At 70.8% G+C, this 15679-nt stretch carries 14 protein-coding genes; 2 read left to right on the top strand and 12 right to left on the bottom strand.

The features are described 5' to 3' along the window. Positions 1 to 9 precede the first annotated feature (9 nt). Positions 10 to 726, bottom strand: a complete 717-nt coding sequence (locus ABD329_RS29270; protein ID WP_198281407.1) for an MBL fold metallo-hydrolase — start codon at positions 724 to 726, stop codon at positions 10 to 12. A 152-nt stretch (positions 727 to 878) separates the two neighbouring features. On the opposite strand from ABD329_RS29270, the gene ABD329_RS29265 reads away from it, so the two are divergent. Continuing rightward, complete coding sequence (locus ABD329_RS29265) at positions 879 to 1742, top strand: peptidylprolyl isomerase (RefSeq protein ID WP_344317142.1); 864 nt, start codon at positions 879 to 881, stop codon at positions 1740 to 1742. A 209-nt stretch (positions 1743 to 1951) separates the two neighbouring features. Further along, positions 1952 to 3181 carry a DUF349 domain-containing protein gene (locus tag ABD329_RS29260; RefSeq protein WP_198281552.1) on the top strand — a complete coding sequence of 410 codons (1230 nt, stop codon included), beginning with the start codon at positions 1952 to 1954 and terminating at the stop codon, positions 3179 to 3181. A 69-nt stretch (positions 3182 to 3250) separates the two neighbouring features. On the opposite strand, the gene ABD329_RS29255 is transcribed toward ABD329_RS29260, so the two are convergent. The 11 genes from ABD329_RS29255 to pdxS all read right to left on the bottom strand — a co-directional run bounded on the left by ABD329_RS29255 (position 3251) and on the right by pdxS (position 15522). Then, positions 3251 to 5782: a RelA/SpoT family protein gene (locus ABD329_RS29255; protein WP_344317141.1), complete on the bottom strand. Its 2532-nt coding sequence runs from the start codon at positions 5780 to 5782 to the stop codon at positions 3251 to 3253. A 195-nt stretch (positions 5783 to 5977) separates the two neighbouring features. Next, positions 5978 to 6574 carry an adenine phosphoribosyltransferase gene (locus tag ABD329_RS29250; protein ID WP_246619000.1) on the bottom strand — a complete coding sequence of 199 codons (597 nt, stop codon included), beginning with the start codon at positions 6572 to 6574 and terminating at the stop codon, positions 5978 to 5980. A 17-nt stretch (positions 6575 to 6591) separates the two neighbouring features. Further along, the gene (gene secF, locus ABD329_RS29245) at positions 6592 to 7713 is read right to left on the bottom strand and encodes a protein translocase subunit SecF (RefSeq protein ID WP_198280817.1); all 1122 of its coding nucleotides are present in this window, start codon (positions 7711 to 7713) and stop codon (positions 6592 to 6594) included. A 1-nt stretch (position 7714) separates the two neighbouring features. Continuing rightward, on the bottom strand, positions 7715 to 9511 hold the full coding sequence (secD, locus tag ABD329_RS29240; protein WP_198280816.1) for a protein translocase subunit SecD: 1797 nt from the start codon (positions 9509 to 9511) through the stop codon (positions 7715 to 7717). A 150-nt stretch (positions 9512 to 9661) separates the two neighbouring features. Next, positions 9662 to 10228 carry a preprotein translocase subunit YajC gene (yajC, locus tag ABD329_RS29235; RefSeq protein WP_198280815.1) on the bottom strand — a complete coding sequence of 189 codons (567 nt, stop codon included), beginning with the start codon at positions 10226 to 10228 and terminating at the stop codon, positions 9662 to 9664. 273 nt (positions 10229 to 10501) lie between these two features. Next, positions 10502 to 11590: a Holliday junction branch migration DNA helicase RuvB gene (gene ruvB / locus ABD329_RS29230; RefSeq protein ID WP_198280814.1), complete on the bottom strand. Its 1089-nt coding sequence runs from the start codon at positions 11588 to 11590 to the stop codon at positions 10502 to 10504. 67 nt (positions 11591 to 11657) lie between these two features. Beyond that, positions 11658 to 12278, bottom strand: a complete 621-nt coding sequence (gene ruvA, locus ABD329_RS29225; RefSeq protein ID WP_198280813.1) for a Holliday junction branch migration protein RuvA — start codon at positions 12276 to 12278, stop codon at positions 11658 to 11660. Continuing rightward, positions 12275 to 12883: a crossover junction endodeoxyribonuclease RuvC gene (ruvC, locus tag ABD329_RS29220; RefSeq protein ID WP_344317139.1), complete on the bottom strand. Its 609-nt coding sequence runs from the start codon at positions 12881 to 12883 to the stop codon at positions 12275 to 12277. Before ruvC ends, ruvA begins: the two co-directional genes overlap by 4 nt. Before the next feature lie 148 nt (positions 12884 to 13031). After that, on the bottom strand, positions 13032 to 13784 hold the full coding sequence (locus tag ABD329_RS29215; protein ID WP_037951606.1) for a YebC/PmpR family DNA-binding transcriptional regulator: 753 nt from the start codon (positions 13782 to 13784) through the stop codon (positions 13032 to 13034). A gap of 105 nt (positions 13785 to 13889) precedes the next feature. Beyond that, positions 13890 to 14510, bottom strand: a complete 621-nt coding sequence (gene pdxT / locus ABD329_RS29210) for a pyridoxal 5'-phosphate synthase glutaminase subunit PdxT (protein ID WP_309142715.1) — start codon at positions 14508 to 14510, stop codon at positions 13890 to 13892. A 91-nt stretch (positions 14511 to 14601) separates the two neighbouring features. Beyond that, positions 14602 to 15522, bottom strand: coding sequence for a pyridoxal 5'-phosphate synthase lyase subunit PdxS (gene pdxS, locus ABD329_RS29205; RefSeq protein ID WP_198277077.1), 921 nt, complete (start codon positions 15520 to 15522; stop codon positions 14602 to 14604). Between the last annotated feature and the right edge of the window lie 157 nt (positions 15523 to 15679).

Here is a 15679-nt window from a genome sequence, read left to right as displayed (position 1 = left end):
AGTCTCTCGTCACATTCCTCGTCGCGGAGCCGGGCGCCGGGCGCCGTCTCCCAGGCCGGCGGCCACCTCGCGCAGATACGGGTTGGTGGCGCGCTCACGGCCGATGCTGGTCTGGGGGCCATGGCCGGACAGCACCACGGTCGAGTCGTCGAGCGGCAGGACCACACGGGCCAGCGACTCGAGGATCTCGGCGTGATCGCCGCCGGGCAGATCGGTGCGTCCGATGGAGCCGGCGAAGAGCAGATCGCCCGCGAAGAAGACGGACGGGATGTCCGCCCGCTCGGGCATCTGGAAGGTCACCGACCCCTTGGTATGGCCCGGGGTGTGCGCGACGGTGAGCTCCAGACCCGCCAGCTTCAGCTCGGCGCCGTCGGCCAGCTCCTTGAGGTCGTCCGGCTCGCCCACGGTGAGCTCCCCCATCAGCGGCATGCCGATGGAGCGCCCGAACGCCTTCTCGGGGTCGCTCATCATGTAGCGGTCGGCCGGGTGGATCCACGCCGGTACGTCATGCGCGCCGCAGACCGGGACGACCGAGGCGACATGGTCGATGTGGCCGTGGGTGAGGACGACGGCGACGGGCTTGAGCCGGTGTTTCGCGACCGCCTCCGCGACGCCTTGGGCCGCCTGGTGGCCCGGGTCGATGATCACGCACTCCTCACCGGCGGCGGGGGCGACCAGATAGCAGTTGGTCCCCCAGGCCCCGGCGGGGAACCCGGCAATGAGCACGATCGTCCTTAGAAGTCGTCCGGTGGAAGATTGTCGGCGGCTTCAGAGCCTACCGGCGGCGCCCCGGCCACAGCGAACCCGTATACGGTACGGCCGAGCCCTCGTACACAACAGCAGCACACCGACGGCACACGCCATGAGGAGACGACCCGGTGGTCAGTAACGAGCAGCGGCGGAGGCAACTCGCCCGGGAGAAGTACCTTCGGCAGCAGCAGCGGCGCGAAACCGCCCGGCACAAGTCCCGCCAGCGCAATGTGGTGATCGCCGCCGTGCTGGCCGTGGTCCTGGCCGGTGGCGGTGCCGTCGCGGCCACGGGCGCGCTGTCCGGGAACGACAAGGACAAGAAGGACGACGCCGCCTCCTCCGCCACCCCCTCGGCCGCCCCCACCAGCAAGGCGCCCGACCCCTGTGCCAAGGAGGCGAAGGCGGTCGCGGGCAAGAAGCCGAAGAAGATGTCGTGGAAGAAGGAACCGGCGGTCACGATCGACAAGTCGGCCTCGTACACGATGAAGCTGGAGACGACCTGCGGGGACATCTCCGTGACCATGGACGCCGGCAAGGCGCCGCACACGGTCAACTCCTTCAGCTTCCTGGCGGGCAAGGGCTACTTCGACCACACCAAGTGCCACCGGCTGGTGAACCAGGGGATCTACGTGCTCCAGTGCGGTGACCCGCAGGGCACCGGCGCGGGCGGCCCCGGCTACACCCTCCCGGACGAGAACCTCAAGGACTCCTCGATCAAGGGCGGCAAGTACCCGGCCGGGACCGTCGCCATGGCCAACCAGTACAACCCGCAGACCAAGCAGGGCCGGAACACCGGCGGCAGCCAGTTCTTCCTGGTCTACAAGAAGAGCGACCTCCCGCCGGACTACACACCCTTCGGCATCGTGGACAAGGCCGGGATGAAGGTCCTGGAGAAGATCGCCAACGCCGGGGCGGCTCCCCCGGACCAGACGATGAACACCGCCCCGAACGCCAGCGTGGTGATCAACAAGGCGACGGTCGGCAAGTCCTGAGGTCGTCGGGCTCGCGTACTGCGAAATTTCGGTCGCGCAGGATACGGACAGCCGGGGCACCGGTCGCCTATGTTGGCGTTGTGTAGGGTGCCTGGCCCGATGGCCGCCACCCTGATATGAGACCGGCCAGGACGTATCCCGGCCGGAAGAAACTGTGGACGATGCCCGCGGGCCGCGCGCCCGCCCCGGCATCATGTGGAGGAGGCGCTGTGAGCAGCGAGCCTTGGGGCCGCGTCGACGAGACGGGGACCGTGTACGTGCGTACGGCCGACGGGGAGCAGGTCGTCGGGTCGTGGCAGGCGGGATCGCCGGAAGAGGCCCTCGCCTACTTCGAGCGCAAGTACGACGGGCTGGTCGTCGAGATCGGCCTCCTCGAGCGCAGGGTCAAGACCACCGACCTGTCCGCCAAGGACGCGACAGCGGCCATCGAGCACATCCGCCATCAGGTCGACGAGCACCATGTGGTCGGCGACCTGGACGCGCTCAGGAAGCGGCTCGACAAGCTCGCCGGGGACGTCGAGGTCCGCCGCGAGCAGCGCAAGGCGGCCAAGGCGGTCCAGGCCGACGAGGCCCGCAGGGCCAAGGAGGACCTGGTCGCCGAGGCCGAGCAGCTGGCCGCCAGCGAGCAGTGGCGGGCCGCCGGGGAGCGGCTGCGCGCCCTGGTGGACACCTGGAAGGGCCTGCCCCGGCTGGACCGCAAGACCGACGACGAGCTGTGGCACCGCTTCTCGCACGCCCGCTCGGCCTTCTCCAAGCGGCGCAAGGCGCACTTCGCGGCCCTGGACGCCCAGCGCGAGGAGGCCAGGCAGACCAAGGAGAAGCTGGTCGCCGAGGCCGAGGCGCTCTCCGGCTCCACCGACTGGGGTCCGACCGCGGCCCGGTACCGGGAGCTGATGTCGGACTGGAAGGCCGCGGGCCGTGCCCAGCGCGAGTCCGAGGAGGACCTGTGGAACCGCTTCCGCGGTGCGCAGGACATCTTCTTCCAGGCCCGTAGCGAGGTCTTCGCGGAGCGTGACGCCGAGCAGCGGGAGAATCTCACCCGTAAGGAGGAGCTCGTCGTCGAGGCCGAGAAGCTGCTGCCGATCTCGGATCTGAAGGCGTCCCGCGCGGCCTTCCGGTCGATCAACGAGCGGTGGGAGGCCATCGGCCATGTGCCGAGGGACGCCCGCGCCCGTATCGAGGGCCGGATGCACGCGGTGGAGCGGGCCATCCAGGACGCCGAGGACACGGAGTGGCGGCGGACCAACCCCGAGGCGCGGGCGCGCGCCGCGGGGCTCACCGGCCAGCTCCAGGACGCCGTCGACAAGCTGCGGTCCCAGATCGACGCGGCCCGCGCGGCGGGGAACAACGCGAAGGCCGACAAGCTCTCCAAGGAGCTCGAGGGCCGGCAGGCGCTGCTGGACCAGGCGCTGAAGGGCCTCCAGGAGTTCGGCGGCTGAGCGCGCGCTGATCCGCGTACGGCGGGGGCCCCCGGTGCGAAGGCGCCGGGGGCCGCCACCGTCGTGTGGTCAGCGGGCGCGGGCCGAGGTGACCCGGTAGACGTCGTAGACGCCCTCCACGCCGCGTACGGCCTTCAGCACGTGTCCCAGGTGCTTGGGGTCGCCCATCTCGAAGGTGAAGCGCGAGGTGGCCACCCGGTCGCGGGAGGTCTGCACGGCCGCGGAGAGGATGTTGACGTGCTGGTCGGACAGCACGCGGGTGACGTCCGACAGCAGCCGGGACCGGTCCAGCGCCTCCACCTGGATGGCCACCAGGAAGACCGACGACTGGGTGGGCGCCCACTCGACGTCGAGGATGCGCTCGGGCTGCTGGGAGAGCGAGTCCACGTTGACGCAGTCGGCGCGGTGCACCGAGACGCCGCTGCCGCGGGTGACGAAGCCGATGATGGGGTCGCCGGGCACCGGCGTACAGCAGCGGGCCAGCTTGACCCACACATCCTCGACGCCCTTGACCACCACGCCCGGATCGGCGCTGGAGCGGCGCTTGGTGCGGCGGATCGGCGGGGCGGTCTCGGCGATGTCCTCGTTGGCGGCCTCCTCGCCGCCGAGCGCCTGGACGAGCTTCTGCACCACGTTCTGCGCGGAGACATGGCCCTCGCCGATCGCCGCGTAGAGCGCGGAGATGTCGGGGTAGCGCATCTCATGGGCGAGGGTGACCAGCGAGTCGCCGGTCAGGATCCGCTGGATGGGCAGGTTCTGCTTGCGCATCGCCCGGACGATCGCGTCCTTGCCCTGTTCGATGGCCTCGTCGCGGCGCTCCTTGGAGAACCAGGCGCGGATCTTGTTACGGGCGCGCGGCGACTTGACGAAGCCCAGCCAGTCGCGGGACGGCCCGGCGCCCGCCGCCTTGGAGGTGAAGACCTCCACCAGGTCGCCGTTGTCCAGGGTGGACTCCAGTGGGACCAGCCGCCCGTTGACCCGGGCGCCGATCGTACGGTGGCCGACCTCGGTGTGCACGGCGTAGGCGAAGTCGACCGGGGTGGCCCCGGCCGGCAGCGCTATGACATCGCCCTTGGGCGTGAAGACGAAGACCTCGTTGCGGGAGAGGTCGAAGCGCAGGGACTCCAGGAACTCGCCCGGGTCCTCGGTCTCCTTCTGCCAGTCCAGGAGCTGCCGGAGCCACGCCATGTCGTTGATGGCGTCGTCCTTGCCCGCCTTACGGGGCACATCGGTGCGCACCTTGGAGGCGCCCGCCACCGCCTCCTGCTTGTACTTCCAGTGCGCGGCGATGCCGTACTCGGCGCGGCGGTGCATGTCGAAGGTGCGGATCTGGAGCTCGACCGGCTTGCCGCTGGGTCCGATGACCGTCGTGTGCAGCGACTGGTACATGTTGAACTTGGGCATCGCGATGTAGTCCTTGAACCGCCCGGGCACCGGGTTCCACCGCGCGTGGATGGTCCCGAGCGCCGCGTAGCAGTCGCGGACCGTGTCGACGAGTACCCGAATGCCCACCAGGTCGTAGATCTCGGCGAAGTCGCGGCCGCGCACGATCATCTTCTGGTAGACGGAGTAGTAGTGCTTCGGGCGGCCGGTGACGGTCGCCTTGATCCGCGCCGCCCGAAGATCGCCCTGGACCTGGTCGGTGACGACGGCCAGGTACTCGTCGCGCTTGGGCGCCCGCTCGGCGACCAGCCGCACGATCTCGTCGTACATCTTGGGGTAGAGGATCGCGAAGGCGAGGTCCTCCAGCTCCCATTTGATGGTGTTCATGCCCAGGCGATGGGCGAGCGGGGCGTAGATCTCGAGGGTCTCGCGGGCCTTCTTCTCCTGCTTCTCCCGCTTGAGGTAGCGCATGGTGCGCATGTTGTGCAGCCGGTCGGCCAGCTTGATCACCAGCACCCGGGGGTCCCGGGCCATGGCGACGACCATCTTCCGCACGGTCTCGGCCTGGGCCGCCTCGCCGAACTTGACCTTGTCCAGCTTGGTGACGCCGTCCACGAGCAGGGCGACCTGGTCGCCGAAGTCACGGCGCAGGGTGTCCAGGCCGTACTCGGTGTCCTCGACGGTGTCATGCAGCAGCCCGGCCATCAAAGTGGCCGGATCCATACCCAGCTCGGCCAGGATCGTGGTCACCGCGAGGGGGTGGGTGATGTACGGATCGCCGCTCTTGCGCTTCTGGCCGCGGTGCCAGCGCTCGGCCACCTGGTACGCGCGCTCGATCTGGCGCAGCGTCGCGGCCTCCGCCTTGGGGTCGTTGCCGCGCACGATGCGCAGCAGCGGCTCCAGCACCGGGTTGTACGGGCTGGAGCGCTGGACGCCGAGGCGCGCCAGCCGGGCCCGGACGCGGTTGGACGAGCCCGAGCGGGGCGCGGGGCTCTGTACCGGGCGCGCGGGGGGCGTGGTGGCGGGCAGGCTGTTGCCGCGGCCCGCGGTGGGCTTCGGGCTGGTCTGCTCGGGGCCGCGCCGGACCGCGCCGTCACCGCTGTTCCTGGGCACGCCTGGGGCCGCCGTCGGCTCGGCGGCGGTGGGCGCGTCCGGCTGTGCGGAGGGGGTTCCGCCCGGACGGACTTTGGGCGAGAGCGGCTGGGCCTCGTCTGGCAAGAGCACTCCTAGCGGTCCGGACCCGAGAAGGTCGGGCTGCCATGGTATCGATCCCGCCACTCCGCTTGCCTCTCGACCGCCAAGCCGGGCATGACGGGGGCGTGGGGCGGCATGGCGGAGGGCGGGGACCCGGCGGTGCGCGTCCCCGCCCTCCGGCGGTCCTCCCGGCCCGGTGCACGGGCCCGTGAGTCCGGTTCAGACCGTGATCAGGGCCTCCAGCGGCGCGCTGTCGAGCGAGCCCAGCAGCCGGTCGCGGCCGTCGAGGAAGCCGAGCTCCAGCAGCACGGCGACCCCGGCGATCTGGGCGCCGGCCCGCCGGATGAGCCGCAGGGACGCCTCGGCGGTGCCGCCGGTGGCCAGCACGTCGTCGATCACCAGTACCCGGTCGCCGGGCTCCAGCGCGTCGGCGTGTATCTCGATCTCGGCCGTGCCGTACTCCAGCTCGTAACGCTGGGCGAGCGTCGCCCCGGGGAGCTTGCCCGCCTTGCGGACCGGTACGAAGCCGATTCCGGCGCGGACGGCGGCCGGGGCGGCGAGGATGAAGCCGCGCGCCTCCAGGCCCACCACCTTGTCCGCCCGGTGCCGGAGGCAGAGCTCGGCGAGCGCCTCGGTGAGGGCGCCGAAGGCCGCGGCGTCGGCGAGCAGCGGGGTGATGTCCTTGAACATCACGCCGGGCTTGGGGTAGTCCGGCACGTCCTGGATGCGGCTGAGCAGCAGCGTGCGCAGCTCCTCGGCGGAGGCGCCGCCGAATCCGTCCGGGCTGCCCGCCGTGGTCTCCGTGGTCTCGGTCATCTCTCGGGCTCCCCCGCTCAACGCCGCTTGCCGGACGGTCGGCCGCGCCCCCGGTTGCGGGAGGCGGGCTGACGGCGCGGGCCGACGACTCCGGAAGGGGCGGCGGCGGCGTCCTCCAGGGCCGGGGCGTCGTCCTCCTCGGCGGCCGGGTCGGCCGCCTCGGCCTTGGCGGCCGCGGCACGCTTGGCCTTCACCCGCTTGGCCAGGGACTTCATCCTCGGGTCGCGCTCCTTCAGATCGGCGACCAGCGGGGTCGCGATGAAGATCGAGGAGTACGCACCGGCGGCGAGGCCGACGAAGAGCGCCAGGGAGATGTCGTTGAGCATGCCCGCGCCGAGCAGACCGCCACCGATGAACAGCAGCGCGCCGACCGGCAGCAGCGCCACGACCGTGGTGTTGATGGACCGCACCAGGGTCGAGTTGAGGCTGCGGTTGGCGATCTCGCTGTAGGTGAAGCGGGTCTGCTTGGTGATGTCCTTCGACGCTTCCTTGAGACCGTCGAAGACCACGACGGTGTCGTAGAGCGAATAACCGAGGATCGTCAGCAGACCGATCACGGTGCCCGGGGTGACCTCGAAGCCGACCAGTGCGTAGACACCGACGGTGATGGTGAGGTCGTGGATCAGGGCGACCAGGGCGGCCAGCGCCATCCGCCACTCGAAGGCGATGGCGAGATAGATCACCACCAGCACCATGAAGATCGCCAGACCCTGCCAGGCCTTGCTGGCGATCTGCTCGCCCCAGCTCGGGCCGACCAGCTGGGTGTCGATCTTGTTGGTCTTGACGCCCAGCTCCTTGGCGAGCTTCTCCTGGACCGGCAGCGCCTCCTTGGTGCCCAGCTCGCTGATCTGGATCCGCAGCCCGCCGCGGCCGAGCTCCTGGACGACGACGGTGTGGCCGCCGGAGGCCTCCTCGGCGGCTTGGCGCGCATCGGTGCTGGAGACCTTGGTGTTGGGGGTCGTGAAGACCGCGCCGCCGGAGAACTCGATGCCCATGTTCAGGCCGCGCACCGCCAGGCCCACGATGGCCGTGATGGTGATCAGTATCGAGATGCCGTACCAGATCTTCCGCTTGCCGACGAAGTCGTAGCCGACCTCGCCTCGGTAGAGCCTGGCGCCGAGATTGCCGAGTCGCGACATCTCACGCCTCCTTCGTGTCGGCGGGGCCGGGGCGGGCGGAACGGCGGCGGCGCAGCGGCGGAGTGGCCCCGAGGCGCTTGGGGTCGAGGCCGGACCACGAGTGGCCGTTCCCGAAGAACGGGCGGCGGGCGAGGATCGTCATCAGCGGCTTGGTGAAGAGGAACACCACCGCGACGTCGAGCAGCGTGGTCAGACCCAGGGTGAAGGCGAAGCCCTGCACCTTGCCGACGGTGACGATGTAGAGCACCGCGGCGGCCAGGAACGACACGAAGTCGGACACCAGGATGGTGCGCCGGGCCCGCGGCCAGCCGCGCTCGACGGCGGGGCGCAGCGAGCGGCCCTCCCGGATCTCGTCGCGGATCCGTTCGAAGTAGACGATGAACGAGTCGGCGGTGATACCGATGGCCACGATCGCGCCGCAGACCGCCGGGAGGTTCAGCGCGAAGCCGATGCCCGGGCCGAGCAGCACCATGATCGTGTACGTCAGGATCGCGGAGACCGCGAGGCTGGCCATGGCCACGAGGGCGAGACCGCGGTAGTAGACGACCAGGTAGATCACGACGAGCGCGAGGCCGATGGCACCGGCGATCATGCCGGCGTCCAGCTGCTCACCGCCGAGCGCGGCGGAGACGGTGGTCTCGTCGGCGATGTCGAAGGACAGCGGGAGCGCGCCGAAGGACAGCACGTTGGCCAGGTCCTCGGAGCTCTGCTGGGTGAAGCCGCCGGAGATGGTGGCCCGGCCGCCGGTGATGGCGCCCTGGGTGACCTCGGGGTCGGAGACGACCTCGCCGTCCAGGACGATCGCGAAGCGGTTCTGCGGGGACTGCTGCTTGGTCAGCTCGCCGGTGGTCTTGGCGAACTTCTTGGAGCCCTTGCCGTTGAAGTCGAGCTGGACGATCCAGCCCGCCCCGTTCTGGCTCTCGAAGACCGCCGAGGCGTCGTCCACGTCGGTGCCCTCGACCTCGGAGGGGCCGAGGACGAACTTGGCGTCGCCCTTCTGGCTACAGGCCAGCACCTGGTCCGTCGGCTTGGCGTTGGCCGCCTTCTCGGCCGCCGCGGCGCGTCCGGCCTTGGTGGTGCAGTCCAGCTTCGCGAACTCCTTGGCCAGCTTCTCCTGGTCGTTGGAGCCCGAGGGGCTCTTGGACGGGTCGGGCTTCGGGGTGTTCGACGGCGAGGGGCTCCCGCTCGGCTTCTCGTCGGCCTTGAGGCCCTCGGAGAGGGCCCGTCCCTGGGTGCTGGGGCTGGCGGAGGAGGACGAGGAGGCCGATGACGAGGCCGACGGCGTGCCGGACGGCTTGCCGCCCTTGTCGTCGCCCTTGTCCTGGCCCTTGCCGCTGGCGCTGGCGGACGGGCTGGGGGTGGAGTTGGGCTTCTCGGGGGTCTTCTGGCCGCTGGTGGTCGTGACCACGGGCCGGAAGTAGAGCTGGGCGGTGGTGCCGACCTGCTGCCGGGCCTGCTTCGCGTTCGTCCCCTTGGGGATGTTCACGATGATGTGCTTCTCGCCCTGCGTCTGGACCTCGGCCTCGGACACACCCAGGCCGTTGACCCGCCGCTCGATGATCCCCACGGCGGTGTTCATGTTGTCCGTGTTGATCGCGTTGGGCTTGCCCGGCTGATTCTTGGCCTCCAGCGTGAAGCTGGTGCCGCCCGCGAGATCGATACCCAGTCGCGGCGTGGTGTGACCGGAGACGAACATGCCTCCGGTCAGCGCCGCGATGGCGATCAGGATGACGGCCAAGGGGCGCCCTGGCCTGCCCTGTGACCCGGAGGACCTGCGGCCCTTCTTCGGTGCTGCCACCTTCTCGTATCTCCCTGTCCAACCGCCCCGCATCGGGTGTGCGCGGGACGGCACGAAGTCTTGTGGGGACAAGCCCCCGCCGGAGCCTAGACCGTCCAGGGAACCGCGGCGCGCCGATCGAGGGCGCGCCGCGGTTCCCGGGTGACGGACTTACTTCGCGTCGGTGCCGCCGTCCCGCTTGTCGTCCTCGGAGGTGCTCGCCGCGGCGGCGTCGTCCTTGCCGAGTTCGATCTTCTTGACGTCCGTCTCCCCGGCCTTGCCGTCCGCCTCGTCGGCCGCGTCGGACTTCTCGGCCGCGTCGTCGGCCTTGTCGGCCGCGTCGGCCTTCTTGAGCCCGACCTTGTCGGTGGACGGGTCGGCGTCGGCCGCCTCGGTCAGCGAGGAGGCGTCGTCGGGAACGACAGGGGTGTCGTCGGCAGCGTCCTCGTCGGGGTCGATGCCGTGCACCACGCGGTTGTACTCGTCGTCCGGCAGGACGGCTCCCACCGCGTTCTTCGCGTAGATCGCGTGCACGCCGGGGGCCACCTCGAGGAGGACCGTGTCGTCGTGGACCTCCTTGACCGTCGCGTACATGCCGCCGATGGTCCGCACGCCGGAACCCGGCTGCATATCACTGCGCATCTGCTGGGCCTGGCGCTGCTTGTTCTTGGCCGAACGCGTCATCAGGAACATGGCCCCGATAAGCACGATGAACGGCAGGAGAGTCACGATATTCACGGGACGGAAATTCCTTCACACGACCGCGGGGAGCGGCCTGGTCTACGGGGGTGGGTATACCGCACAGTGAGCGGACGGCATACGGACGGCATCGGCGGAGTCTAAGCGAGCCCACGCCAATGGAACAACGCCCGGCGCGGTACCGGGGTTCCTGACCCCGCCATTATTGGTCCTCTACGCCATGATGCAGGGTAAGCGAGCGCTTATGCCTTGCCAGGGCCCGTCCGGCCCGTCATGACACGCCACGCACCACCGTGGAGCGCCCCCGGCTCGTCATGTCTCGAAGAGGCCCGCCTGACCGCCGGCGGCGGTCTGCGGCGGTGGGGTGAGCCCCATATGCGCCCAGGCCGCCGGGGTGCCGATCCGTCCCCGGGGGGTACGGGCCAGCAGCCCCTCCCGGACCAGGAAGGGCTCGGCGACCTCCTCCACCGTCTCACGCTCCTCGCCCACCGCGACCGCCAGGGTCGACAGGCCCACCGGGCCGCCGCCGAACAGCTTGAGCAGGGCGCTGAGCACCGCCCGGTCCAGCCGGTCCAGGCCGCGCTCGTCCACGTCGTAGACGGCCAGGGCGCTGGCGGCGATCTCGCGGGTGATCACGCCGTCCGCCTTGACCTGGGCGTAGTCGCGCACCCGGCGCAGCAGACGGTTGGCGATTCGGGGGGTGCCGCGGGAGCGGCCCGCGATCTCGGACGCGCCCTCGGACTCGATGGTCACGTCGAGCAGCCCGGCGGAGCGGTGAATGACCCGCTCCAGCTCGGCCGGGGCGTAGAACTCCATGTGGCCGGTGAAACCGAAGCGGTCGCGCAGCGGGGGCGGCAGCAGCCCGGCCCGGGTGGTGGCGCCGACCAGCGTGAACGGCGGCAGCTCCAGCGGGATGGCGGTGGCCCCGGGCCCCTTGCCGACGATGACGTCGACGCGGAAGTCCTCCATCGCCATGTAGAGCATCTCCTCGGCGGGCCGGGACATCCGGTGGATCTCGTCGAGGAAGAGCACCTCGCCCTCGGTGAGGGAGGAGAGGATCGCGGCCAGGTCGCCGGCGTGCTGGATGGCGGGGCCGGAGGTGATCCGGATCGGGGCGCCCATCTCGGCGGCGATGATCATGGAAAGAGTGGTCTTGCCCAGTCCGGGAGCGCCGGAGAGCAGTACGTGGTCCGCGGTGCCGCCGCGCTGCCGGGCCGCCTTGAGCACCAGGTCCAGCTGCTCGCGGACCCGCTCCTGCCCGACGAACTCGCCGAGGTCCTTGGGGCGCAGCGCGGCCTCCACCGCCTGGTCGTCGCCGTCGGCGTCGGCGCCCACCAGCCTGCCGCCCGCGCCGGACGGGGCGTCGTCGGCGGTGGCCGGTGGGGTCTCGTCCCAGTTCACTGCGTTTCGCCTCGCGATGTCGTCTTCGGTGGTGCCGCCGGTCGCGGCCTGCCGCGGCCGCGGTGGTTCACCGTGTGCGGTTCAGGGTCTGGAGGGCGGCCCGCAGCAGCTGAGCCACCTGGGGTGTGCCGCCCGCGGCCACCGTCTCCTCGGCCCGCGGGGTGACGGCGGCCACCGCCTCGTCGGCCTCCCGGGTGGCGTAGCCGAGGCCGACCAGCGCGGTGTGCAGCTGGTCGCTCCAGCCGGGCGCGGCCGCCGAGCGGGCGCCGGGCACGGCCGAGCCGAGCGGCTCGCCGAGACGGTCCTTGAGCTCGAGGAGCAGCCGCTGCGCCCCCTTCTTGCCGATGCCGGGGACGGCGGTGAGCGCCTTCTCGTCCCCGGTGGACACCGCGAGCCGCAGCGCGTCCGGGGAGTGCACGGCCAGCATGGCCTGGGCCAGCCGGGGGCCGACCCCGCTGGCGGTCTGGAGCAGCTCGAAGACCTGGCGCTCGTCGTCGTCGGCGAAGCCGTAGAGGGTCAGCGAGTCCTCCCGGACGACGAGGGAGGTGGCCAGCCGGGCCTGCTGGCCGACGCGCAGCCCGGCCAGGGTGGCCGGGGTGCACTGGACCGCCATCCCGACCCCGCCGACCTCGATCACGGCGGTGTCCGGGGCGACGGCCGCCACCGGACCGGAGACGAACGCGATCATGAGGTACGGCCTTTCGTGGTGCGCGCGCTGCTCGGGGTGCGGGCGGGGTTGCTCGGGGTGCGGGCGGGGCTCGGGGTGCGGGCGGGGCTTGTGGTGCGGTGGGCGGCGACGGCCCGCTGGAGGCGGTTGGTCGCGGGGGCCCGCCAGATATGGCAGATGGCGAGCGCCAGCGCGTCGGCGGCGTCGGCCGGTTTGGGCGGTGCGTCCAGCCGCAGCAGCCGGGTGACCATCGAGCCGACCTGCGCCTTGTCGGCGCGCCCGGATCCGGTGACGGCCGCCTTGACCTCGCTGGGGGTGTGCAGCGCGACCGGCAGCCCGCGGCGGGCCGCGCACAGCATGGCGACGGCGCTGGCCTGGGCGGTGCCCATGACGGTGCGGACGTTGTGCTGGCTGAACACCCGCTCCACGGCCACCAATTCCGGCCGGTGGGCGTCCAGCCACTCCTCGATGCCGCGCTCGATGAGGACGAGCCGGTCGGCGGTCGCGGCGTCCGCCCCGGTCCGTACGACGCCGACGCCGAGCATCCGCAGCGGGCGGCCCGCGACCCCCTCGACCACGCCGACGCCGCACCGGGTCAGCCCCGGGTCCACGCCCAGCACACGCACCGCGCCCCTCCCCTCACCGCGCTTCGGTCACCTGTTCCTGCGCAGGCTAGCGGCTACCGCCGACAACACCCGCGGACAACGCCGACGGGCCGGTGGGGTGCTGCCCCGCCGGCCCGTCCCTTTCGTCGACCGCCGCGCCGATCCGCCGTCAGGCGTCCACCTTGGCCATGACCTCGTCGGAGACGTCGAAGTTGGCGAAGACGTTCTGCACGTCGTCGCTGTCCTCGAGAGCGTCGATCAGCTTGAAGATCTTGCGCGCGGCGTCCTCCTCGAGCTGGACCTGCATCGTGGGCACGAAGTTGGCATCGGCCGAGTCGTAGTCGATGCCCGCCTCCTGGAGGGCGGTGCGGACCGCGACCAGGTCGGTGGCCTCGCTGATGACCTCGAAGGACTCACCGAGGTCATTGACCTCCTCGGCGCCCGCGTCCAGGACCGCGCCCAGCACGTCGTCCTCGGTGAGCTCGCCCTTGGGGACGATGACGACGCCCTTGCGGTTGAACAGGTACGACACGGAGCCCGGGTCGGCCATCGAACCGCCGTTGCGCGTCATCGCGACGCGGACGTCGGAGGCGGCGCGGTTGCGGTTGTCGGTCAGACACTCGATGAGGACCGCCACGCCGTTGGGGCCGTAGCCCTCGTACATGATCGTCTCGTACTCGGCGCCACCGGCCTCGAGACCGGCACCACGCTTGACCGCGCTGTCGATGTTCTTGTTCGGAACCGACTGCTTCTTCGCCTTCTGGATGGCGTCGAAGAGCGTCGGGTTGCCCTCCGGATCGGCACCGCCCATCCGGGCCGCGACCTCGACGTTCTTGATCAGCTTCGCGAAGAGCTTGCCGCGCTTGGCATCGATCACGGCCTTCTTGTGCTTCGTCGTAGCCCATTTAGAGTGGCCGGACATCCGCCTGTCTCCTTCGCGTAACCCATTGCTGTACGAACGCCTGAGATCCTACCGGGATCGGCCCAGCCTGCGGCGAGGTCTCCCGCCACCACCCTCAACCGGGCGCTACGCGCCCCGCACCATCTCCACGAAGAGCCGGTGGACCCGGTGGTCCCCGGTCAGCTCGGGGTGGAACGAGGTCGCCAGGACATTGCCCTGCCGGACGGCGACGGTGTGCCCGTCGAACGTCGCGAGCACCTCGGCACCGCCGCCCACGGACTCGACCCACGGTGCGCGGATGAAGACCCCCTCGACCGGACCGTCCTCGATGCCCTGGATGTCGACCTCGGCCTCGAAGGACTCGTTCTGACGGCCGAAGGCGTTACGGCGCACGATCATGTCGATGCCGCCGATGGTCTCCTGGTCGTCCCGGCCGTCGAGGATCTTGTCCGCGAGCATGATCATGCCCGCGCACGTACCGTACACCGGCATCCCGGCCCGGACCCGCTCGCGCAGCGGCTCCAGCAGCCCGAAGATGATCGCCAGCTTGGACATGGTGGTCGACTCGCCCCCGGGGATCACCAGGGCCGCGACCTCGGCGAGCTCCTCGGGCCTGCGGACCTGCCGGGGCGTGGCCCCGGCCGCGGTGAGCGCGGCGAAATGCTCGCGGACATCGCCCTGGAGGGCGAGCACACCGATCACGGGGGCGTCGGCGGTGGACGTAGCCGGTATGGACGACGTAGTCACGGAAGCGCAGACCTCTCGAACGTCAGGGGCACCACGCGCCGGGCCGGTGGGCCGGGGCGCGCGGTGCCATGTGGTGCCGTACGGGCGCCGGTTACCAGCCGCGGCTGGCGTAGCGCTCGGACTCGGGGAGGGTGTCGCAGTTGATGCCGACCATGGCCTCGCCGAGGTTCCGGGACGCCTCCGCGATGACCTTGGGGTCGTCGTAGAAGGTGGTGGCCTTCACGATCGCGGCGGCGCGCTTGGCCGGGTCGCCCGACTTGAAGATGCCGGAGCCCACGAACACGCCCTCGGCACCGAGCTGGCGCATCAGCGCGGCGTCGGCCGGGGTGGCGACGCCACCGGCGGAGAACAGCACCACCGGCAGCTTGCCGGTCCGGGCGATCTCGGCGACGAGCTCGTAGGGGGCGCGGATCTCCTTGGCGGCCGCGTAGAGCTCATGGTTGTCCAGGCCGCGCAGCCGGGCGATCTCGCCCTTGATCTGACGCAGGTGGCGCACGGCCTCGACGACGTTGCCGGTACCGGCCTCGCCCTTGGAGCGGATCATGGCCGCGCCCTCGGCGATCCGGCGCAGCGCCTCGCCCAGGTTGGTGGCCCCGCAGACGAACGGGGTGGTGAAGGACCACTTGTCGCTGTGGTTGACCTCGTCGGCGGGGGTGAGCACCTCGGACTCGTCGATGTAGTCGACGCCGAGCGACTGAAGCACCTGCGCCTCGACGAAGTGGCCGATCCGCGACTTGGCCATCACCGGGATGGAGACGGCGTTGATGATGCCCTCGATCATGTCCGGGTCGGACATCCGGGCCACGCCGCCGTCCTTACGGATGTCGGCCGGCACCCGCTCGAGGGCCATCACCGCGACGGCTCCGGCGTCCTCGGCGACCTTGGCCTGTTCGGGGGTGACGACGTCCATGATCACGCCACCCTTGAGCTGCTCGGCCATACCGCGCTTGACGCGGGCGGTGCCGGTCGCGGGGGCGTCGGAGTTGGACGTGCTGGCGGGCGTGATGGACACGGTTTGACCTCACTCGATAATGAAAAGTGCGATGAGCCCATCGTAGGGCCGTTCGATACCGGTACATGACCCGGCCATCTGGTCCAGGTCATGAGCGTGCGTGCTACACGAATGACAAAACCGCGTCGGGCCGGGGATCGGCAAGGGCCAATCAAAG

It is taken from the genome of Streptomyces javensis, from assembly GCF_039525925.1.
GTDB classification, from domain to species: Bacteria; Actinomycetota; Actinomycetes; order Streptomycetales; family Streptomycetaceae; genus Streptomyces; species Streptomyces asiaticus.
Note: the sequence above shows the minus strand (reverse complement) of the source record. Positions and strands in the feature narration are given on the sequence as shown.